Raw genomic sequence first — 22307 nt, 5'->3', positions numbered from 1 at the left:
TCGGCGGATTTACGCAACCTTACTTTTTATAAGTAAACCAGAGCGGGTCATTAGCTCAGTTGGTAGAGCAGTGGACTTTTAATCCATTGGTCGATGGTTCAAGTCCATCATGACCCACCATTCTTTACTGAATGGCTATAATCGGCGGATTTACGCAACCTTACTTTTTATAAGTAAACCAGAGCGGGTCATTAGCTCAGTTGGTAGAGCAGTGGACTTTTAATCCATTGGTCGATGGTTCAAGTCCATCATGACCCACCATTCTTTATTGAGTGGTTATAATCGGCGGATTTACGCAGCCTTACTTTTTTATAAGTAAACCAGAGCGGGTCATTAGCTCAGTTGGTAGAGCAGTGGACTTTTAATCCATTGGTCGATGGTTCAAGTCCATCATGACCCACCATTCTTTACTGGATGGTTATAATCGGCGGATTTACGCAGACTTACTTTTTATAAGTAAACCAGAGCGGGTCATTAGCTCAGTTGGTAGAGCAGTGGACTTTTAATCCATTGGTCGATGGTTCAAGTCCATCATGACCCACCACTTCTGGTACACTTTCTCCGTATAATATATTTCTTAGTATCTCCCTTATTTTTATTTATAAACTGCCTGACTAGATTGCTATTATTTACCGTTCGTTTCTCGTATAATTTGCGCTATTAATTGCACTGTAAATAAAGTGGTCGAGAACATGAGTTTAGCTCAAACTATTATGCCTGAAGGTTATATTTTCCCTCCTAAGCCGGCACCGTTAACACAAGACGAAAAAGGCGAATATAAAGCGCGTATAAAACAATTACTGCAAGAGAAAAACGCGGTACTTGTTGCTCATTATTACACTGATCCTGAAATTCAAGCACTTGCTGAAGAAACGGGCGGCTGTGTAGCCGATTCACTCGAAATGGCGCGTTTTGGCGCTCGCCATGAAGCCGATATGATTATCGTCGCGGGTGTACGTTTTATGGGTGAGACTGCTAAAATTTTAACCCCTAACAAAACCGTGGTTATGCCAACACTTGAAGCGACTTGTTCATTAGATATTGGTTGTCCAGTGGATGAGTTTTCAGCGTTTTGTGATCAACACCCAGACCGTAAAGTGGTAGTGTATGCTAACACTTCTACCGCGGTTAAAGCGCGTGCTGATTGGATAGTTACCTCATCGTGTGCACTTGAAATAGTAGAGCACTTAGATGAGCAAGGCGAAAAAATCATTTGGGGCCCAGATAAGCATTTAGGCAGTTATATTCAAAAGAATACTGGCGCCGATATGATCATGTGGAACGGCGCATGTATTGTACATGATGAGTTCAAAACCAAAGCGCTAAAAGACTTTAAAGTCTTGCATCCAGATGCAGGCGTATTGGTGCATCCCGAATCACCGGCTGAAATTGTTGAACTTGCTGATGCTGTTGGCTCTACTAGCCAGCTTATTAAAGCAGCGCAAACTATGCCTAATAAAAAGTTTATTGTGGCGACCGATCGCGGTATCTTTTATAAAATGCAGCAACTATGCCCAGATAAAGAGTTTTTTGAAGCGCCAACGGCTGGTAGCGGCGCTACATGTAAAACTTGCGCTCACTGCCCTTGGATGGCAATGAACGGCTTACAAGCGATTGAGGAAGCACTGATTGATGCCAGCGGTAAAGAAGTGTTTGTTGATATGGATTTGCGTGAAGGCGCACTTAAATCATTAAATCGCATGCTAGACTTTACAGCCAATATGGCAAAATAATAAATAGCAATATAATGCATTAGATAAAGGCGATACTCAGGTATCGCCTTTTTATTTGCTTATGAGTAGTTAGTTTGATTATTGAGCAGTTAAAAGCATGATGTTAAAAAGGCCTTGCACCAAGCAAGTGTATTTCATACTATAGCGCGCTGTTGCAAAGCAACATTGTGGAGAGATGGCTGAGTGGCTGAAGGCGCACGCCTGGAAAGTGTGTTTAGGTTAATCCCTAACGAGGGTTCGAATCCCTCTCTCTCCACCATTATTCTATATTAGGACGTCTCAGGACGTCCTTTTTTGTGCCTGTAATAAAGTTAAGCGTGTTGGCTTTGCACTTGGCGTTTGTTTTTACGCTGATGTTTTAATGTATACATTCGTTGGTCGGCTAAAGTTAAGCAGGCTTTGTAGTCATTACATTCCTCACTACTTGCTAAGCCATAGCTCACGCCTGATAACGGCCAATGTTTTTGAACTTGTTGATGAATATAGTTTAATGACTCGTTTATGCTCAGGATGAGTTGGGCGAGCTGTTGTGCTGACTGAACGTTACACACACAAATAAACTCATCACCGCCGGTTCTGCATACCTCGCCTATATCGGCTAACGCATTTTGTATTAACCGTGTAACCTCAATGAGTAGCTTGTCACCGTGAGCATGACCTAGGTGATCGTTAACGCTTTTAATATTGTCGCAATCTATAAACACTATGAGATAAAAATTATCTAAGTTATCAAGTATTTCTTGTAATTGCAGCCGGTTTCCTACTTTGGTGAGTGGGTCTCTGCGTGATAGCTCTAGCGCTTTTATATAATTATTTTGCTTTATTTTTAGCCATTCAGATAAAGAAAGTAAAATACAGATACAATCAATGGCCAGAGCAATAAGTACCCATAATTCAGGTGAACTTATTTCTATTAAATTTAGGTGCGATAAAATAAAAATAACTAAGGACAAGCTATAAACAAGGTTGCCAGTTAAAAAATATTTCGCTCTAAAGTCTTTCATCCCCAGCATTGTAAAGCCCAGTTTTAAGCTTAAATACACCCAAATGGCAGCAAGGAAATGAGCTAAATAAAACACCCAATGAAAGGGTAAAAAGAGGTTTAAAAAACCACAGGCAAATGCGGTTATGGAGAAGTATTTTAAAAATCGGCTAATACCAGTGCGGGTATGTTGGTCAAAGTTAAATAAGTAATATGCAAATGAGCTGGCACAAGCAATAGCGAAGGCAAAAATATACATGCCAAAGTAATGGGTGTTAATTGCGTGGTAATTAAAAAGTAACGCAACTATCCCCGCCGCGAATGCCCAGCCAATGCCGTGTAACCCTATGTAACCTGCACAAAATAACGCCACGCGATGTTGTGTTTTAAAGAACATTATTAAGGCCATGCAGGCCAAGGTCAGCATTATCGTAATAGACACTAAGCTTAATGAATTGATATAAAACTGAAGTTTAACAAAAGCAGATTGAGGTATAACGTTAATGCTAACAGGTTTAGCAAAGTGCTTAGCATTAATATAAAGCCATAAAACACCGTGTGAATTAGCTTCTAGCTGTAATTCAAAAGCTTGGCTGTGCATTACAATGGCTGATTGAGTGACGCTATTTTGTGAAAAATCAGCGATTTCTCTGATCCCACTAGTATCTTGATAAAAAGCAACGCCACTATCTAAATAATTAATTTGGGGGATTATATACCAGCGTCCTGCGCTCGTTGTGGTTAAACTAATTTTTGCTATTGCACTGCCATGGGCACTATACAGCGAAGTGACGGGAGTACTTACATTGTGATAGGCATTAACGAGTTGCTCACCTTGGGTTGGTTTAGCTAAATCTACTTGATGCCACATAGCAGACTTTAGTTGTAAGCTGTCATTTTGATTTAATGCTACAGCAAAAGCACTAAAACTAATGGTTTGAAATAGTAAACAACATATAAAATTGAAAGTGTACCGCATGTAATACCTAAGTTAGTGACCGGTAAAAATTGTACTGCATTTTTAACAGAATAATTATAGTTATGACCGCTTTAGCGTATTTTTGCTTTGTAGTTACTAACTTTAATCACTAAACGGTGAGCTGTTATTATAAAAATATAGTTAATGATTAATTAAAGGGTTAATAATTTATTTAGTTTGGCTATTGTATGACTGCTTCTAGTGATGGTTTGTGCGTGAACGGTTGCTAATAACAAGAAGGTAATTTAAAAGCCATTTGTCAAAATGGCTTTATGGGCAGTTTAATATTTTTTTGGTTTAGCATTGAGCTGCGCTTGAAATTCATCAGGAAATAAAATTGTGCCGTCGTCTTCTTCGGTAGGGAACACGGCAACTAGTAAGTCGTCTTCTTCAAGGCCTGGCGTCCAGCGGCTAAACCAATCTGCTGTTGGAATTGCTTTAGGTGTACATCCTTCCCATTCACCGGTTGCCCATGCTTGTGCAAAATCACGGGTTGGCCATACGGGTACGCAATCGTCGTCTTCGTTAGTGAGCATTACGCAGCCGTCGTCATCGTTTAAAATCCACACTTGCTTAAACTGTTGCACAGTTTCGTACATGTATGCGAGTCGTTTTTTTGCGCCAAGGCCTAAAATTACGTCGTCTTGCTTTGATAAATTGTCAGTGGTCATTTTTGGCTCTCTCTCACTGTGGGGGGAATACAAAAGGCAGCGACATACTGCGCTTTAAAATTAAGTTTAGCTAATGGCTGCAAGCAGCTCGTCGGCTAGTTGGTTTAGTGCGTCAGGGTCTTGATTTGTTAATGCATAAGTGCGCAATCCATAAATACCCATAACACAAAATCGTGCTAGCTCTATGGCACTTCGCCCATTGGTAATTTCTTTGTTATCTATCGCTTTTTGTAATTGCTGCGCAAAGGCATGCTCGTACGCCGTTAAATTAGTACGTAATACGTGGCAAATTTGTGGATCGTTACCCTCTACCTCGCTAATGCTTTTTGTAAGCAAGCACACTTTAGTTGCTTCGCCGTCGATACATTCTTGCACAATGATATTAAGGTATTGTTTCAGCGTATCTAAAATACAATTACTGTGCTCAAACAGCGCCGTAAATTGTGTATTGCGATCGGTTTGGTATTGCTCAGTAGCGGCTAAAAAAATGCCTTTTTTATTACCAAATGCTCCATACAAAGAACCCGGATGTAAATGGGTGGCTTGAGTCAATTTTTGCATACTGGTTTTTGCATAGCCATGAAGCATAAACATGGCCATAGCTTGGCGCAGTACAAACTCTTTATCAAATTCTGCAGTTCTCATAATGACTCTTTTAGTGGATAGAGTAGTAATGAAGAAATTTATCTTTCTTAGGCCTAGGTGGCAGTTTACGCAATCTTAAACAAAGTTTCAAAATTATACTTGAATATTCATTCAAGTGACCTTATCTTGAATGTACATTCAACAAAGGATAAATATTATGTCGATTGACTTACTTTCACCTTTTAAATTAAATAACAGCATTGAACTGCAAAACCGCGTACTTATGGCACCATTGACCCGCTGTATGGCAGATGACAATTTAGTGCCCACACAAGCCATGGTTGATTACTACGCTCGTCGTGCTGATGTAGGCTTAATTATTAGTGAAGCCATTATTATCCGTGCTGATGCTCAAGGTTATCCAAATACACCTGGGCTTTTCACTAGTGAACAAATTCAAGGTTGGAAAAAAGTCACTGACGCAGTACATGCTAATGGCGGAAAAATGTTTGCACAACTATGGCATGTTGGCCGTGTAGCACACCCTCACTTTTTTGGTGGTGATGTTTTGGCGCCATCGGCAATTGGGGTTGAAGGTTCAGTACCGCGTATGCGCGAACTCACTTATGTTACGCCAAAGCCTGTAACTACAGACGACATTAAAGGCTTAGTGGCTGACTACGCTAAGGCCGCAGAAAATGCGATGGAAGCGGGTTTTGACGGCGTAGAAATTCACGGTGCTAATGGTTATTTAATTGACCAATTTTTACATTATGCGGCAAATGAACGTGATGACGAGTACGGGCAAACACCAGAAAACATGTCTCGTTTTGCACTGGAAGTAACCGATGCAGTTATTGATGTTGTAGGCAATGAGCGTACCGCTATGCGTTTAACGCCAGGTGCTTATTTTAATATGAGCGAGGACAATCGCGATAAAGCAGTATTTGACTACTTATTACCAGAGCTTGAAAACCGCAAGTTAGCTTATTTACACGGCGGTATTTTTGACGACAGCATGCGTTTTGATTCACTAGAAGGTAAATCAACCTCTGAATTTTTACGAGCTGGTTATGCAAGTACCTTAGTGGGTGTAGGTAGTTATAGTTTTGAAACTGCGAAAGAAGCGATTAACGACAATAAATTTGATTTAATTGCTATTGGTCGCCCGCTTATAGCTAACCCAGATTACATTAGCAAAATTAAAAACGGCGAAGAAGTCACAGCTTACAGTGATGACATGCTAGCTGAATTGAAATAGCAGCTAATTTAGTAAAAACAATAGGACACTCATGGACAACTGTGAGTGTCTTTTTTTATACATTTATTTGCCATAATATACTCATAATTGTTTAATCTTGCTGTCAATAAAGTTCCCCCTCGTTGTCATATTTAAAAAATAGACTGTGCCCGCTTTCATAATTACCTTTTATAATTAGAATCAAACGGGACAACAATGTACGCTTTAAAAAATAAATCGATTTTGAGCATGGCTGTGGCCATGGCGGTATCAACTTCAGCTTATGCTAACGATAACGTGATAGAAGAAGTAACCGTTACTGCAAAACCAACCAGTTATGCAAACAACGTTATTGAACCTGCCATGCTTGAGCAACAAAGCTCGGTATCGAGTGTGTTATCAGTAATAGATAACTTACCTGGCATTAGCATAAACGAAGGCGACGCATTTGGCGGCGACGATTGGTCAACCACTATTACCATGCGTGGTTTTAGTATCGACTCAAACCAGCAGCAATTAGGTATGACGGTAGACGGTATTCCTAATGGCGGTTCAAATTATGGCGGTGGTGCTAAAGCGAATCGTTACCTAGATAGCGAAAATCTTGTCACCGTGGAAGTAGGTCAGGGCACTTCAGATATTAAATCAGCCTCGTTAGAGGCGCTAGGTGGTACTTTTAACTTTGTAAGTAAAGCGCCTAGCGTTGAAAAAAGCACCACTTTTGCATATACCTCAGGCAGCCATGACGCAAGTCGCTATTACGTTAAACACGAAACTGGCACCATTTTTGATAATACTCAAGCGTATGTGAGTTATTCGCAAACCGATACTAGCCGCTGGATTGGTTCGGGCAGCAATGGTGGGAAAGATAACCAACATGCTGAAGCGAAATTTGTCACCACCCTTGATGCGTTAACTATAACAGGGCGTTTATCTTACGATGATGTAAGCGAGACGAATTATAATAGCGTGAGCTTGGCACAATTTGAACAAACTCCAGATTGGGATCAACTAACATGGAACTGGACAGGCGTTCCGCACTTTGACCAAATGTTTGCAGAAGGTTGGGGCACGCTGCGTGAAAACACTCTAGGGTATTTAAAGTTTGAATACGCGATTTCACCCACCTCATTGTTAACCATTAGCCCTTATTATCATAAAAACTCAGGCCGAGGTGATTGGATCCCTCCTTATTTAACGTCCCCTGTAGATGAAAATGGTAACCCAACCACAGAAGGTGGCACAAACGCAGGCTCTTATGGCTTTACAGATAGTAATGGTAACCCACTTGCTCCTAATGCAGGTTGTACGGCTAGCTTAAACTGGCCGTGGGAGTCAGGCCCTGAGCTTAATCCTGCATGTTACGATGCTGATGCAACGCCAGTTATGTCTTATCGTCATACACATTATAATAAAGACCGTTTAGGGGTAACTGCTAATTATCAAGCAAGCATTGGCATGCACGATATTGAAGCCGGTTTTTGGTATGAGCAAAGCGACCGTGATGAGTCACGAGATTGGCATAAAGTTATAGATGCGCGCATTTATCATCACTTTGATAACACCCCTTATTGGACGCAATATAAAAACACCTTTGAGACCGATACGCTCAAATGGTACGCCCAAGACTCAATGTCATTTGACGACTTAACTCTTAACCTAGGGGTTAAAAAGTACTTAGTAGACATAGAAAAGTATGACCATTATCAAAACGCCACCACAGCTAAAGTAAACAGTGATTCAGACCTTCTATTTAGTGGCGGTATTTTATATCAGTTAAACAGTAACACTGAGTTATTTACCAGCTACAGCGAAAACTTTGCCGCCATTAAAGATGGTGTGCTTGAGCGCGATAGCTCTGACTTGTCAGCTATTGAGCCAGAAACCGCAGAAAATATTGATCTAGGTGTACGCTATCAAAATAATGCACTTAAGCTAACGGCAACGGCCTATTCAATTGAATTTGATAACCGTATCACCTTTATAGCACCAGGCAGCGACACCGGTGGTATAGACTACACCATAGGCACAAACGGCTCGTACCTAAATGTGGGCGGTATTGAATCGACAGGTTTAGAGCTGTCAGCAAGTTATATGCTTAATAATGAGTGGAATGTATATAGCTCATACACCAATAATAGTTCTGAATACAAAGGCGATGCGCCAGGCTTTGAAGCAGGAAGCAAAGTAATTGATTCAGTAGATGATTTATTTGTGCTTTCAACCGATTATTACAGCGGTGATTTCCGCTTTGGTTTATCGGCTAAATACACTGGCGAGCGTGGCGATGTAGATAGCTATACCGTGGTTGATTTAAATGCAGGCTACGCAGCCGAAGTTAATGCTGGCCCCTTCAAAGCCGTTGATATTGCTTTTGTGGTTTACAACATTACTGATGAAAGCTACCTAGCAGGCGGCACAGGTAATGGGAGCACTTACTTTATTGGCGCCCCACGCACAGCAGTCGTGACGTTAACCGCCACGTTTTAAAACGTAATAAACGTAATTAAGCCCATCATTGATGGGCTTTTTATTAAACGAGGTGTGTATGCAAACAATAATAACAATACTAATAATCGGTTTGGCTTTACTTAACAGTCAGGCGGTTTTGGCTGCACCGCAAAATGTGGTGTTGGTAACTTTAGATGGAGTTCGCTGGCAAGAAGTATTCAATGGTGCCGATAACAAGCTGATTAATAATAAAGAGTTTGTTAAGCAACCAGCGCAATTAAAGAGCCAATTTTGGCATGAAAGTCCGCAACAGCGTCAACAGTTGTTAATGCCATTTTTAACTCAAACCATTGCAAAGCAAGGCGTTATTATTGGCGATAGGGCTAAAGGCTCAACTATGTCGGTGAGTAATCCGTGGTATTTTTCATACCCTGGATATCACGAAATTCTCACTGGTGAAGTGGATGAAAGTATCAACAGTAACGACAAGGTATTCAACCCAAATAAAACTATTTTAGAGCGTTTAAACGCCCAGCCTGAATTTAAAAACAGCACCGCGTTATTTGGTAGCTGGGATGTGTTTCCTTACATTGTAAATATTAAGCGTAGTCATGTGTATGTAAACGCAGGATTTATGCCTATTGCCGATGATTTATTTGCCGATGCGCCCCTGTTAAACGCATTACAAACAGAAATCCCCAGCCCATGGCACAATGTGCGGCTTGATAGTTTTACCTATCGATTTGCTAAAGCCTATATGCTGGCTAAAAAGCCAAGATTGTTGGTGATTAGCTTAGGAGAAACTGACGATTTTGCTCACGATGGGCATTACGACGCCTATTTAAAATCGGCTAAGCAAAGCGATGCATTTTTAAAAGATTTATGGCAAACCATTCAAAGCACAGCAGGTTATAAAAATAATACTACGTTAATTGTTACTACTGATCACGGCCGTGGCAGCTACGCAAACGATTGGCAACATCACAGCTCTAAACGGGCATTAGCAAATTCGGAGCAGGGTAAAAAGGCATTTCCTGAGGGAATTATTGGCTCTGAGCATATTTGGCTTGCAGCTATTGGTCCTGCAATTAAAAATAACGGCTTAATTAAAACTAAAAACGAGCTTAAACAAGCGCAAATTGCCGCCACCGTTTTAAAAGCACTTGGGCAAAACCCAAACAAGATTAACCCTAATATGGCACCGGCTATTAACGAGATTTTAAAATGAAACAGTTACTAAAAACCCTTAAGAATTTTGCACTGTCACTGACTATTGTGATTAGCATTGGAGCAATGGCTGCGCCGTCTAAAATATTATTTGGCTCTTGCGGACATCAAGATAAAGACATTCCTATATTTAACGCCATTAACAAAGAGCAGAGTGATTTATTTATATTTTTAGGGGATAACATCTACGGCGATACTAACGACATGACTGTGCTTAAAAATAAATACCAACGCCTTGGAGCAAAGCCAGGCTTTAAAGCACTACGCGCACAAACACCAATAATAGCTATGTGGGATGATCACGATTATGGTCAAAATGACGCGGGGAAAGGGTATCCGCATAAAGAAGCATCGCGGCAAATCATGCTCGATTTTTGGCAAGAACCGGCAAACTCAAAACGCCGTACCCGTGCTGACGGCATTTATACCTCGTACATGTATGGCGAAGGCGAGCAAACCGTGCAGGTGATCATGCCAGATTTACGCTTTAATCGTGACACACTTAATTCTGTTAGCGAGATTGAGTATTACACCAAGCGTAAAGCAAATAACCAAGGCCCGTACAGTCCAACTGAAGTTAAAGGCGCATCAATGCTAGGGGAAGCACAGTGGCAATGGCTTGAAGCCGAGCTTAAAAAGCCAGCGGCAATAAAGCTAATAGCGTCGAGCTTGCAGTTACTGCCAGATTTTACCGGCTGGGAGTCGTGGGCAAATTTTCCTGAGGATCGAAACCGTTTATTTGCGCTAATTAAAAAACACCAAGTAAATGGTGTGATTATTATTAGTGGCGATACTCACTGGGGCGAGATTTCAAGGTATCAACATAACCTTGATTACCCGCTTATTGAAATGACCAGCTCAGGTCTGACAGAAAAGTGGAAAGACGTTAGCCCTAACCAGCATCGTGTCGGTGATTACACACATAATGTTAACTATGGTGATTTAAGCATAGACTGGCAACAAGTCGACCCTGCTATTTCATTAAAACTTAAAGGCATTGATGGCCAAGTTATTATGCAAAGTGATTTTAGTCTTTCAAGTATTAGTCCTTATAAATAGCATCACCATTTAAATAATAAACGCACTGCGGTTAAAGCTGTGCGTTTAAAATTTCATCTATCGGCGGGCTAACTTGCTGATTTATTAATGCCAATTCCCTCTTAGCGCTACCGCTTAAATTGAAAATATCTTACACTGGCCTTATCTCAAGTAAGGCTGGTATCGTATGCTCAATATTATTCAATCAAACCGTATGGAAGCCCTGCAAGCGCAGTTTCATCAGCTATTAAAAGTAAACCCATTGCAAAGCCCATTTGATAAAGAAGTGGTGCTAGTGCAATCGCCGGGTATGTCGCAATGGCTTAAAATCGGTTTAAGTGAAAATTTAGGCGTAGCTGCACAGGTAGACTTTCCGCTGCCGTCGAGTTTTATTTGGCAGTTGTATCAGCAATTACTACCAAACGTACCTAAAGAGTCGGCCTTTAACAAACCTAACCTTGCTTGGAAATTATTTGCCATTTTACCCCAGTGCATAAATGAGCCGCTGTACTTACCGCTTAAAACCTATTTAGAGGGCGATATTGACGGCCAAAAAACCTTTGCTCTATGTGAAAAAATAGCCGATGTGTACGACCAATATTTGATGTATCGCCCCCATTGGATAGCCAAATGGGATAGTGGCACCGATGAGCTTGACGATGTTGATATAACGATTGCGCCTTGGCAACCCGATTTATGGCGTCGTATCGTCAAATTAAGCAAACAGCTAGGGCAAAGCCAATTTCACCGTGCCAATATGCAAGGGCAGTTACTCAGTGCACTTGAGAGCATGGATAGCGCCTTATTACCAAAACGCATTAGCTTATTTGGCATATCGGCGATTGCCAGCTCGCAGCTTGAAGTGTTTGAAGCTTTAAGTAAAAAAACTGAAGTATTTTTATTCTTTTTTAACCCTAGCGAGCATTACTGGGGCGATATCATTGATGAAAAAACAGCCGCTAAAATCACCGCTAAATACGCAAAAATGCCGCTGGTGGAAGCACAGCAAAAAAAGCACACCAATCCCGATGAGGAATACTATTTTATTGGTAACCCGCTGTTATCGTCGTGGGGTAAACTCGGCCGCGATTATTTTGAGCAACTAGTGCAGCTTGATGCCCGCTGGATTGATGGTTTTATAGATGCATTTGACGATAGCTTGCTCGGCCAAGTGCAAAGTGAAATTTACCAACTTGCCTTTAAAGGTGAGTCGCTCACCGATGATAAAGAATGGTTTATTAACGACGAGGGCAAGCTGCCAATTACTGCAAACGATGCAAGCATTACACTAAGTGATTGCCATACACCGCTTCGAGAAGTAGAGCGTTTGCACGACTACTTACTTAATTTATTTAATCAAAATTCAGCGCTTACCCCTAAAGACATCATCGTGATGATGCCCGATGTTGGCACCTACAGCCCTTATATTGAAGCAGTTTTTGGTGGTGCACAGGGCAGTCGATTTATACCTTATGCGCTAGCTGATTTAGCCATAGAGCAAGAAAAACCTGTACTGAGTTCGTTTGCTAGTTTAGCTAATTTACCGTTTTCGCGCTTCGGCGTGTCGGATATTCTCGATTTATTACAGGTTACCCAAATTGCTGAAAAGTTTGGTTTAGAAGCGCATGAATATGAGCAAATTCAGTATTGGTTGGAGCGTGTTGGCGTTAAATGGGGCGTAAACGCTGAACATAAAAGTAGCTTTGACTTACCCGCAATTGAGCTTAACACTTGGCAGCATGGCTTAAACCGTTTACTACTGGGTATTGCCATGCGCGATGAACAGTGCCCATTTAATGGTATTTACAGTGCCGATGAGGTTGAGGGCATGGCGCTCGATACACTCAATAAGCTGGTACACTTTATTGATGTGCTGCAAGACTTTAAAGCTAAGCTCACCCCCGATGACACACTCACCAATAAAGCCCAAATTTTAAATGAGCTGCTCAACACTATTTATGAGAGCGAAAGTGACGACAGTTGGGATTTATTAGTACTGCAAAAAGTACTCGAAGACATTGGCAAACATCATGATAATGGTGATTACAGTGAGGCCGTGTCGCAGCGCATTGTTAGCTATTTAATTAAACAAGGCATACAAGAAAAAGGTGTCGGCCAACGTTTTTTAGTGGGGCTGGTGAATTTTTGTACGTTAATGCCAATGCGCGCTGTGCCGTTTAAGGTGGTGTGTATGCTAGGCTTGAATGATGCCGATTACCCTCGTACCGTGCAGCCTATCGGGTTTGACCTAGTACCTTATTCTAAAAAGCAAAAAGGTGACCGTTCACGAAAACTCGATGACCGCTACCTCTTTTTAGAAGCGCTTCTTAGTGCCCGAGATAATTTATATATGAGCTACATTGGTCGATCATGTTTTGATAACCAGCCACGCATGCCATCAACACTTGTCAGTGAATTGTTAGAATACATAGGTCGCAGCTTTAAACTTAGCGAACCCAGTGATAAACCCTTGCCAGATTGCCTTATTAGCCAACAACATTTACAACCTTTTAATAGTCATTATTATTTGCCAGCGAGCGCTGAACAGGCAGGGCTTAACAACCACAGCTATAACCCAATTTGGCTGCCTAGCGAGGCCATTGAGCCAAAAGCAATCACTGCGCTTGATGTAACGCCTCCAGAGCTGCTTGATCTTGATATGTTTATTCGCAGTGTGTGCCATGCACAAGAGAGCTTTTATCAGCAAAGCCTAGGGTTACGTTTGCCGCAACTTAACGATATAGCCAAAGATGAAGAACCGTTTAGCTTAGATGCGCTGCGCCGTTATTTTTACCTTGATGAAATACTTGAAGCTAATATTAACGATACACCACTGAGTACCGAACAAATACTGCAGCGCGGTGAGTTGCCGCAAGCCCATGTTGGCAGCTTAATTTATGAGAGCATGCAACATCGCGTTGATGCGCTTGCAGGGCAAGTAAAACAACAAATAAAAGCGGGTAAAAGCGAACCGATAGAGGTGTTACTTTTGCTTGAAAACACCACCATTGAAGGCTGGTTAAACCATGTGTATATGCAAAAACAAGTGTTTTATCGCAGTGCCAGTATTAAAGCTAAAGATTTAATTAAAGGCTTTATTTATCATCTTGCTGCACAAAGCATGCAACAAGAGGTTGAAACCTTATTGCTAGGTTTAGATAAACAAATTAGTTTTGCCCCAATGAGTAAAGCCGATGCCGATTTACTGCTCGCAGATTGGTTTGAGCTTTATAAAGCATTACGCAACAAGCCCGTGGCGTTTTTTCCGGTAAGTGGTTATGAATACGTAAAAAGCGGTGGTGATATGGCAAAAGCCAACAGTAAATTTAGTCCACAGTATATTGGCCGAGGTGAAGGAGAAAACCCTTATATTCGTTTAACGGTGCAATCACTTAATGACTGCCAAGACGAATTTATACATTGGAGCGATAAGCTACTCGCCCCATTATTCGAGCACGCCAAGGAGAGTGACTATGCAAGCGCTTAATCCACTCACTATGCCATTATCAGGACAAAGCTTAATTGAAGCCAGTGCAGGCACAGGTAAAACCTACACGATCACGGGTTTGTATTTGCGCTATTTATTGGGCATGCAAATACCCGGTGAGCTGAGTATGCCATTGAGCGTTGAGCAAATTTTGGTAGTCACCTTTACCGATGCCGCCACGCAAGAAATTAAAGACCGAGTTCGCAGCCGTATTATTGCCGCGCGTGATGCGTTACTGGGGCAAGTACCTAATGATGAGCTAATTGAGGGTGTAATAGCAGGTGTTGATGACAAGCACCGTGCGTTTGACTTACTTGATGCTGCAGCTAAATCAATGGACGAAGCAGCTATTTTTACCATTCATGGCTTTTGTCAGCGAATGCTAAAACAGCATGCGTTTGAATCTGGTGTAGCATTTAACTTAGAGTTCATTTTAGATGAGCGCGATATTCTGCTTGAAACCATAAAAGACTTTTGGCGCGCGTTTGTATATCCACTTAGTAAAGAAAGAACAGATGCGATTTTAGCGGTATTTGCCGCACCCGAATCACTATTTAGTCATGTAAGTAGTATTTTAAATAAGGCGAACGCAGAGATAACCCCGCAAGTTAGTTTAGATGCGGTATGGCAAGCGCGAGATGAATACTTGGCGCGTGTTCCAGCCTTTAAAAAAGCCTGCCTAGAGCAAGAGTTTATTGGTGCTGTTAAAGCATCCGATTTAAGTGGCTCAAAAACACCTGGGCGAAAGGGCAGTCTTGCTGCACTTGAAGCATTTTGCTTAGGCAATGATGACTTTTTTGAATTTGGTACCAGTAAGTATTCGTTTGAGGTGTGGAGTAGCGAGAACTTAAGTAATGCAGCTAATTATAAAAAAAATGGCACATTACTGACCCATCCACTTATTAGCCAATTCGATGCCTTAGCCGCACTTAACAACACCATCAACCAAGGGCTAAAAATTGCGATAGTGCAATATGCGGCGAGCTGGGTAAAAGCGGCCATAGTTAAACGCAAACAAGAACAAAGCGTGATCACCCCTGACGATTTACTGACTAATTTACACAGTGCCTTAAAGAGTGAACAAGGTGATGTACTCGCACAAAAAATAGCGCAGTTATTTCCGGTGGCAATGATAGATGAGTTTCAGGATACTGACCCGATTCAGTACGGTATTTTTAGTAAAATTTATGCTCAAAGCAATACCACTTTAGCTATGATAGGCGATCCTAAACAAGCTATTTATGGGTTTAGGGGCGCAGATATATTTACCTACATTGGCGCAAAAGAAGCGGTAGATGAGCCACAACAATTTACATTGGGCACTAACTTTCGCTCAAGCAGTGATATTGTAAATAGCGTAAATAGCTTATTTAGCAAATACGACAACAGCTTTATTTATAATAACGCCATTCCATTTAATAAAGTGAAAGCGAAAGGAAAAAAAGCAGATGAGTCGTTTTTAATTGACGGTAAACCTGCCACCGCGTTTGAGTTTAATGTGTTTGTAGATGAAGCCGGCGATGAAAAAAATAAGCCGACCAGTAAAGGCGTAGGGCAAGCACATTTAGCCACCCATTTTGCTAATAAAATAGTTACTTTACTTGAGCAAGCAAGCCAAGGTATTGCTTGTATTGGCGCTAACCCTGTCAGTGCTGCTGATATTTGTATTTTGGTGCGCGACCGCGTTGAAGCACAAATAATGAAGCAAGCGCTGAGTAAAGCTAATATTGCCAGTGTGTATTTGTCGCGCGACAGTGTATTTAGCCAAGAGTTGAGTCATCACTTGCTCAATTTTTTAACGGCTTTGCATGGTCAGTACGATGAGGCGTTACTACGCGGTGTATTAGCTGGCCCGTTATTTTGTTTAAGCTATAACGATATTTTTGCTCTAGCCGATGATGAAAATAGCTGGCAAGAACACCTAAACTTTTTTGCTCAACTTAGCCATATTTGGCATAAGCAAGGGGCAATGGCAATGCTCGAACGCTTACTGAGTCACAATCAGCTCAGTGCCAAATGGCAAGGCTTGGGCTATAACGTAGAACGTTGGCTTACCGATTTTAGACATCTTGGCGAAATACTGCAGCAAAAACAAATAGAGCTTGAAGGGACACTTCGTTTATTACGTTGGTTTGCGCAAAAGGTGAGCCAGCAAGATGGCGAAACAGTGCAAGTTCGCTTAGAAAGTGATGCGAACTTAGTTAAAATTGTGACTATGCACGCTTCTAAAGGGCTTGAATACCCATTGGTATTTATGCCATTTGCCAGTGGTTATCGTGAAACTAAAGACGCGCTTTATCATCAAAATGGCAAGTTGATTTACGATTTAAGTAAAGACGAAGACGCCCTGCAAAAAGCCGAACAAGAACGTTTAGCAGAAGACTTACGTTTGCTTTATGTGGCACTGACCCGAGCAGTGCATTTTTGTTCGCTGGGCGTGTATAACATTTCTCAAGGGCAAAGTAGCCGTTTAGCAATTCAAAGTAGTGCGCTGGGGCATGTGTTATTCTCAGGAATAGAGATAAGCAGTAGCCAAGTGTGGCGCACCCATTTAAGTGAATTTTGTGAGGCTAATCATGCTATGCAATACCAGCAATTTACCTCAGGCGAATTAGTTGATCAGGGCATACTTCGGTTAAAAAATAGTGACACTAAACAGCACGATTTACTTATTAATACAGTAACGGCGCAGATTGAACGTGACTGGCGAGCAACCAGCTTTAGTGCCTTGAGCTTTAAAAAGTATGCTGATCAACTTGCTCCAGGGCGCAGTGATGAAGATCATCAAAGAGATGAGTTTGCCGTGCAGCAAGATGAACTTCCTTCACCGTATAGCTTTCCTAAGGGTGCAAAACCAGGGAGTTGTTTGCACGAAATATTTGAGCAGCTTGATTTTACCAGTCCGGTAAATCATCCCACGAATGCCGAGCAAAACTTAACGGCTGTGATTGAGCGTGCTTTTGAAAAGTACCATATCGATGAGCAATGGCAGCAAATTACCGAACAATGGGTACTCGATGCACTTAATTGCCCGTTAAACAGCGAGAATAATTTAAGTTTGAGCCAATTAGCGCCAAGTGACTGTTTAGTCGAAATGGAGTTTAATTTACCGCTTAGCAGCCTCAGTGCCCCTAAGCTTAATGAAGTGTTAATTAAACATTTTGGTTTTAACCAAAGTAAACTTGAGTTTGCCCATGTTAAAGGGTTACTAAAAGGCTTTATTGATTTAATTTTTTGCTACCAAGGCAAGTATTATATTTTAGATTATAAATCGAATTATTTGGGCAGTACCGCTGCCGATTATGTGTCTGAGCAGCTAGAGCAAGCAATGACCAGTCACCAATATCATTTACAGTATTTAATTTATACCGTAGCGCTGCATCGCTTGCTTAAACAGCGAATTCCCGATTATTCAATAGAGGCGCATTTAGGCGGTGTTTATTATACTTTTTTACGCGGTATGCCAGCAGATGAGGGAGTGTACTTTAAACAGCTAAGTGCAGATCAAGTCGTTATTTTAGATGGCTTGTTTAGCCAAGGAGCCATGCTATGAGTGATTTAAATCAACAACCGGGTTTGTTTGATGACTTAGATGATGCCCCTATAGATGAACCTGTGCTCACAACAGCACCGCCAACGATGCAGGGCAGCGAAAGTATTAAAGTCGTGCCGTTGCTAACGTATTTAACGGACGAACATAGAGTGCGTGTGGTTGATGTAAAACTGGCTGAATTGCTCAGTGGCACAAACGCACAGCAAGGGTATGACGACCTCTTTTATATAATTTTAATGCTGTGTTTATCGCAGCAAAGCCAACATAGCTGTTTAACCCTAACAGAGGTTGACTGGACTAATCCGTTTAATTTACGTCAAAGCGACTTTACTAAACTAGAGGGCACACAGCCTGACACTCTCAGCCCATTTAGTAATGACTTTACGACTGAGGCAGCAATACGTTATTTACTCTCACATCACAGTGTTGGGGAGCAAAAGCCGCTGCAATTGTTTAATCAACGATTATATTTTTCTCGTTTAGCAGGCTATGAACAGACTCTTGCCCAACGATTACTGACAATGAGCGAACGACAACTTAACATTGATGATGCAGTACTTGCTCAGTTATTAACCCGCTACTTTCCTGATGATCCGAGTATTGACATTGATTGGCAAAAAGTAGCGTGTGCGATTGCCGCCACAAAAGGTTTTAGTGTGATCACGGGCGGGCCTGGCACCGGTAAAACCACCACGGTAACAAAGCTGTTAGCGATTTTACAATCGTTATATAAAGCGGCGCCATTGAGCATAAAATTAGTAGCACCCACCGGTAAAGCAGCGGCACGGCTAACAGAGTCAATTTTAGGGGCTAAAAATAAGCTTAGTGAAATACCAGATGATATTAATTCGTTGATCCCGCAAAGCGCGCAAACCATTCATCGGTTGTTGGGAGTTAAGCCATTTACCAATAAATTTCGGCACGATAAAAGCAATCCGTTGCATGTTGATGTATTGATTATTGATGAGGCCAGCATGGTCGACTTATCACTTATGGCTAAATTAATTGAGGCCTTGCCAGATCATGCTCGATTGATTTTACTCGGCGATAAAGACCAACTTGCTTCGGTTGATACTGGTAGCGTAATGAGTGATTTATGCCAAGGGTTAGTACTTGGACAAACACCGCGTTATTCAAAAGTACGCTGTGAGCAATTGAACACGCTGTGCTTTAATGGCACTGTTAAACTCAACGCGCAAACTCAAAGTGAGTTTAAACTCGCGGATTGCATTGCCTTTTTACAACATAGCTATCGGTTTGATGCAAAAAGTGGCATAGGTCAATTGGCGCTGGCGGTTAATACCAACAACCGTGGGATATTAAACTATGTTGAACAACAAAGTAGCGAAGGGCATTTTAGCGATATTATTTTAGACTATGATTTTGTTTCCACACCAATTGAAAAGTTAGTAAATAGTGCCGCAAGTCATTATGCTAATTACCTAACACTGATAGCGCAAGGTGCCAGTGTTGCGCAAGTGCATGCAGCTTTTGCCAGTTATCAGTTACTTGCTGCAGTACGTGAAGGCGATTACGGCGTTAATAGTTTAAATCAGCGTATTGAACGGGTATTACAGCAGCAAGGTTTAATTAGCGTTAACCCTAATCAGCGGCATTATATAGGGATGCCGATAATGGTTAGTCAAAACGACTACCAGCTAAAATTATTTAACGGTGATATAGGAATTCTAATGCCCGATGACAGCGGCCAACTCAAGGCAGTGTTTATTGATGAACAAGGTAATGAACGGGCATTTTCACCCGCACGGCTTCCGGCGCACGATAAAGTGTATGTAATGACCATTCATAAATCCCAAGGCTCAGAGTTTAGTTATACCGCGATGGTGTTACCACCTCTCAAGCAGGCGAGTATCGGTATTAATAGGCAATTAGTGTACACGGGAATTACCCGCGCAAAACAGACCTTTGAGCTGGTGGCAGATAAAAAAGTGCTGCAACTGGCCATGGGTAAAAGTGTATCACGGGCGTCAGGCTTGTATGAGCGATTAGTGTAAAGCCATACTTATACTAATCTCTTATTTTTGGAGTTCGTTTTCTAAATAGGTTGGGTTGCCAGCCAAAATGCAGTGCGCCCAATCTTAGAAAAACGGTTACCAATAATGAACCTATAATGCACCATAAATAAGGGACATCTAATAAAAATAGCGTGGCATAGGTTAAGCCTCCTGCAAAACACGCGGTGGAGTAAAGTTCTTCGCGCATCACCAGTGGTACTTCTCTACAGATCACATCACGTATTAAGCCGCCAAATATACCCGTCGTCATTCCCATTGTAAGCGCAACCACCATGGTTGTACCTTCAATTAATGCTTTTTCAATACCGACCACATTAAAAATAGCCATACCAATAGCGTCAACCAGCAACATGTAATAGTTAGACAGGTCGGGCAAGTGGCGAATAAACATAACGGTGACAAAAATAGCGCCATAGGTAGCGTATAAATAATCGGGGTTGGCTATCCAAAATACAGGTTGATTAAGAAGAATATCTCTGAGCGTGCCACCGCCTAACGCGGTGACTGAGCCAACAACGACAACACCAAATCCACCAATATCTTTGTCGTGGCCTAATAATGCACCTGAAATTGCAAAGAATGCCACGCCAATAAGGCTTAAAAAATTAAAATACTCTGCCGTCATTGAGGTGTCCTTACCAGATTGAGAATTTATATTAGACATTAAAAGATAAGCGATTGGGGATTTATATTAGCTGAATAACACTCTCTATAACACAAGCACAAGGTTATTAGCCCAGTGCTTGTTATGCTGGGTTGTTATTGTAAGTAGTCAACGACCAGTTGAGATAATGATTCTACGCCAAGTTGTAATGCGCTTTCGTCAACATAAAACTGAGGTGAATGATTACTTGGTGCCGTTTTAGCGTTTTGATCTTTTGGAGTAACGCCTAAAAAGTAAAACAGCCCAGGAGTTTCTAGCGCATAATAACTAAAGTCTTCTGCACCGGTAATTAAATCCGTGGTAATAATATTGTCAGCACCAGCAATACGGGCAAGCGTAGGGGTCATTTTTTGAGTCAGTGCAACATTATTTACTGTTACAGGGTAGCCGTGATCTATATGCACATCAGCTTTAGCCCCCGCGGATTCGGCAACCAGCTCAGCGGTTTTAGCTAAACGTTTTTTAATATCGGCACGCATAGTTTGATCAAAGGTTCTAATTGTACCAATAAGCTCTACATTATCGGGGATAATATTTGAGCGTATGCCGCCGTTAATCGCGCCAAATGAAATAACAGAAGGCGCTTTAGTTACATCTACCTGGCGAGAGGCGATTGTTTGAGTTGCCATTATAATTTGTGATGAAGCAACAATGGGATCTACGCCATTCCAAGGGCGTGAACCATGAGTTTGACGACCCGTTACGTTAATTGTGAAAGAGTCTTCACTGGCCATTAGTGGCCCTTCTCTAAAGCCAATTTGACCAGTATTAAGTGAGCTGGTGACATGCAAGCCAAACACCGCTTCAGGTTTTTGTTTAAATAAACCTTCTTTTAGCATTAGCTCTGCGCCTCCTTCTTCTCCCTCGGGGGCGCCTTCTTCAGCGGGTTGAAATACAAACAGTACGTCACCCGCTAACTGCTCTTTAATTTTTACCAGTGTCTCTGCTACGGCCATTAGAATAGCAACATGAGTGTCGTGCCCGCAGGCATGCATAACGCCTACTTCATTACCACGATAGGTTGAGGTTTGTTTAGAGGCAAAGGGTAAATCAACTTGTTCGGTAACGGGTAAAGCATCCATATCGGCACGAAGGGCGATTAAAGGGCCTTTTTTACCACCGCTTAATTTAGCCACAACACCGGTATGCGCAACATCGGTTTGTACTTCAAGACCCAAAGATTTTAAATGGTTAGTAATGTACTTAGCGGTTTCAAATTCGCGATTACTCAGTTCTGGATATTGATGCAAATGGCGACGCCATGTAATGACTTTTTCACTTACACTTTGTGTTGCTTGTTCAAGTTGGGTGTTAATACTACTAGCAAAACTAGGCGCTGAAATTGCAGTAAATAAAACACTGCCAAAAATTATTTTTTTTATCATTTTAATTCCTTGGTTTTCATCGTGTGTAATTAACTTACGCTATTACATCAATAAAAAGTAGTGTTGTTTAATAGTTAACCACAGTTAGAAGAAAGTTTATTGATACTGCTTAAGAAGGGGATAAAGCTATTTTGTTTAACACAATAGTTTGGCGCTTTTGTCGTATTTTAACGCAAATATTTAGCTTTAACGGTGGAAATGATAACAAAATGTTGCATTTTTTAAATTTGTTCCCAATACTGGTCAATGCACTGCTTTTACCATGCACTGACAACA

13 protein-coding genes and 5 tRNA genes are annotated in these 22307 nt (G+C 41.5%); 13 read left to right on the top strand and 5 right to left on the bottom strand.

Features of this window, described 5'->3' with window-relative positions; all coding sequences use genetic code 11:
* Nucleotides 1-44: 44 nt before the first annotated feature.
* The 6 genes from DK924_RS08230 (at nt 45) to DK924_RS08205 (ending at nt 1992) form a co-directional block, all read left to right on the top strand.
* A tRNA-Lys gene (locus DK924_RS08230) sits at nt 45-120 on the top strand.
* A 65-nt stretch (nt 121-185) separates the two neighbouring features.
* A tRNA-Lys gene (locus DK924_RS08225) sits at nt 186-261 on the top strand.
* A gap of 66 nt (nt 262-327) precedes the next feature.
* Nucleotides 328-403 (top strand) — tRNA-Lys (locus DK924_RS08220).
* Between the two features lie 65 nt (nt 404-468).
* Nucleotides 469-544: transfer RNA gene (locus DK924_RS08215), tRNA-Lys, on the top strand.
* Between the two features lie 148 nt (nt 545-692).
* Nucleotides 693-1733, top strand: coding sequence for a quinolinate synthase NadA (nadA, locus tag DK924_RS08210; protein WP_008466811.1), 1041 nt, complete (start codon nt 693-695; stop codon nt 1731-1733).
* Between the two features lie 169 nt (nt 1734-1902).
* Nucleotides 1903-1992, top strand: a tRNA-Ser gene (locus DK924_RS08205).
* 52 nt (nt 1993-2044) lie between these two features.
* Here the strand turns inward: DK924_RS08205 and DK924_RS08200 are convergent.
* The 3 genes from DK924_RS08200 to DK924_RS08190 all read right to left on the bottom strand — a co-directional run bounded on the left by DK924_RS08200 (nt 2045) and on the right by DK924_RS08190 (nt 5010).
* Nucleotides 2045-3694, bottom strand: coding sequence for a diguanylate cyclase (locus DK924_RS08200; RefSeq protein WP_109874848.1), 1650 nt, complete (start codon nt 3692-3694; stop codon nt 2045-2047).
* A gap of 281 nt (nt 3695-3975) precedes the next feature.
* Nucleotides 3976-4365, bottom strand: a complete 390-nt coding sequence (locus DK924_RS08195; RefSeq protein WP_010389569.1) for a DUF2750 domain-containing protein — start codon at nt 4363-4365, stop codon at nt 3976-3978.
* A gap of 66 nt (nt 4366-4431) precedes the next feature.
* Entirely contained in the window at nt 4432-5010 is a 579-nt protein-coding gene (locus tag DK924_RS08190; protein ID WP_008109773.1) for a TetR/AcrR family transcriptional regulator, read from the bottom strand.
* A 157-nt stretch (nt 5011-5167) separates the two neighbouring features.
* On the opposite strand from DK924_RS08190, the gene DK924_RS08185 reads away from it, so the two are divergent.
* The 7 genes from DK924_RS08185 (at nt 5168) to recD (ending at nt 19961) form a co-directional block, all read left to right on the top strand.
* Entirely contained in the window at nt 5168-6211 is a 1044-nt protein-coding gene (locus tag DK924_RS08185; RefSeq protein WP_109874847.1) for an alkene reductase, read from the top strand.
* Between the two features lie 195 nt (nt 6212-6406).
* Nucleotides 6407-8680, top strand: coding sequence for a TonB-dependent receptor domain-containing protein (locus DK924_RS08180; protein WP_109874846.1), 2274 nt, complete (start codon nt 6407-6409; stop codon nt 8678-8680).
* Nucleotides 8681-8738: 58 nt separating this feature from the next.
* Nucleotides 8739-9869 (top strand): alkaline phosphatase family protein, encoded by a 1131-nt coding sequence (locus DK924_RS08175; RefSeq protein ID WP_181388756.1) that lies wholly within the window; start codon nt 8739-8741, stop codon nt 9867-9869.
* A complete protein-coding gene (locus DK924_RS08170) occupies nt 9866-10927 on the top strand; it encodes an alkaline phosphatase D family protein (protein ID WP_109874844.1) in 1062 nt (353 codons plus the stop codon). The genes DK924_RS08175 and DK924_RS08170 overlap by 4 nt, the downstream gene beginning before the upstream one ends.
* 166 nt (nt 10928-11093) lie before the next feature.
* On the top strand, nt 11094-14393 hold the full coding sequence (gene recC, locus DK924_RS08165) for an exodeoxyribonuclease V subunit gamma (protein ID WP_109874843.1): 3300 nt from the start codon (nt 11094-11096) through the stop codon (nt 14391-14393).
* The gene (gene recB, locus DK924_RS08160; RefSeq protein WP_109874842.1) at nt 14380-17946 is read left to right on the top strand and encodes an exodeoxyribonuclease V subunit beta; all 3567 of its coding nucleotides are present in this window, start codon (nt 14380-14382) and stop codon (nt 17944-17946) included. The genes recC and recB overlap by 14 nt, the downstream gene beginning before the upstream one ends.
* Complete coding sequence (recD, locus tag DK924_RS08155) at nt 17943-19961, top strand: exodeoxyribonuclease V subunit alpha (RefSeq protein WP_109874841.1); 2019 nt, start codon at nt 17943-17945, stop codon at nt 19959-19961. The genes recB and recD overlap by 4 nt, the downstream gene beginning before the upstream one ends.
* Nucleotides 19962-19974: 13 nt before the next feature.
* Here recD and DK924_RS08150 read toward each other — a convergent pair whose 3' ends face one another.
* Nucleotides 19975-20607, bottom strand: a complete 633-nt coding sequence (locus tag DK924_RS08150; RefSeq protein ID WP_024601371.1) for a trimeric intracellular cation channel family protein — start codon at nt 20605-20607, stop codon at nt 19975-19977.
* Nucleotides 20608-20741: 134 nt separating this feature from the next.
* Nucleotides 20742-22031, bottom strand: a complete 1290-nt coding sequence (locus tag DK924_RS08145) for an amidohydrolase (protein ID WP_109874840.1) — start codon at nt 22029-22031, stop codon at nt 20742-20744.
* Nucleotides 22032-22307 lie beyond the last annotated feature (276 nt).

Source organism: Pseudoalteromonas sp. meg-B1, from assembly GCF_003173795.1.
Classification (GTDB): domain Bacteria; phylum Pseudomonadota; class Gammaproteobacteria; order Enterobacterales; family Alteromonadaceae; genus Pseudoalteromonas; species Pseudoalteromonas undina.
This window is presented reverse-complemented; position numbering and strand designations above follow the sequence as displayed.

What these genes read in the sequence shown, in the direction of transcription:
- nadA (WP_008466811.1), top strand. Translation starts at nt 693, where the DNA reads ATGAGTTTAGCTCAAACTATTATGCCTGAAGGTTATATTTTCCCTCCT.
- DK924_RS08200 (WP_109874848.1), bottom strand. Translation starts at nt 3,694, where the DNA reads ATGCGGTACACTTTCAATTTTATATGTTGTTTACTATTTCAAACCATT.
- DK924_RS08195 (WP_010389569.1), bottom strand. Translation starts at nt 4,365, where the DNA reads ATGACCACTGACAATTTATCAAAGCAAGACGACGTAATTTTAGGCCTT.
- DK924_RS08190 (WP_008109773.1), bottom strand. Translation starts at nt 5,010, where the DNA reads ATGAGAACTGCAGAATTTGATAAAGAGTTTGTACTGCGCCAAGCTATG.
- DK924_RS08185 (WP_109874847.1), top strand. Translation starts at nt 5,168, where the DNA reads ATGTCGATTGACTTACTTTCACCTTTTAAATTAAATAACAGCATTGAA.
- DK924_RS08180 (WP_109874846.1), top strand. Translation starts at nt 6,407, where the DNA reads ATGTACGCTTTAAAAAATAAATCGATTTTGAGCATGGCTGTGGCCATG.
- DK924_RS08175 (WP_181388756.1), top strand. Translation starts at nt 8,739, where the DNA reads ATGCAAACAATAATAACAATACTAATAATCGGTTTGGCTTTACTTAAC.
- DK924_RS08170 (WP_109874844.1), top strand. Translation starts at nt 9,866, where the DNA reads ATGAAACAGTTACTAAAAACCCTTAAGAATTTTGCACTGTCACTGACT.
- recC (WP_109874843.1), top strand. Translation starts at nt 11,094, where the DNA reads ATGCTCAATATTATTCAATCAAACCGTATGGAAGCCCTGCAAGCGCAG.
- recB (WP_109874842.1), top strand. Translation starts at nt 14,380, where the DNA reads ATGCAAGCGCTTAATCCACTCACTATGCCATTATCAGGACAAAGCTTA.
- recD (WP_109874841.1), top strand. Translation starts at nt 17,943, where the DNA reads ATGAGTGATTTAAATCAACAACCGGGTTTGTTTGATGACTTAGATGAT.
- DK924_RS08150 (WP_024601371.1), bottom strand. Translation starts at nt 20,607, where the DNA reads ATGACGGCAGAGTATTTTAATTTTTTAAGCCTTATTGGCGTGGCATTC.
- DK924_RS08145 (WP_109874840.1), bottom strand. Translation starts at nt 22,031, where the DNA reads ATGATAAAAAAAATAATTTTTGGCAGTGTTTTATTTACTGCAATTTCA.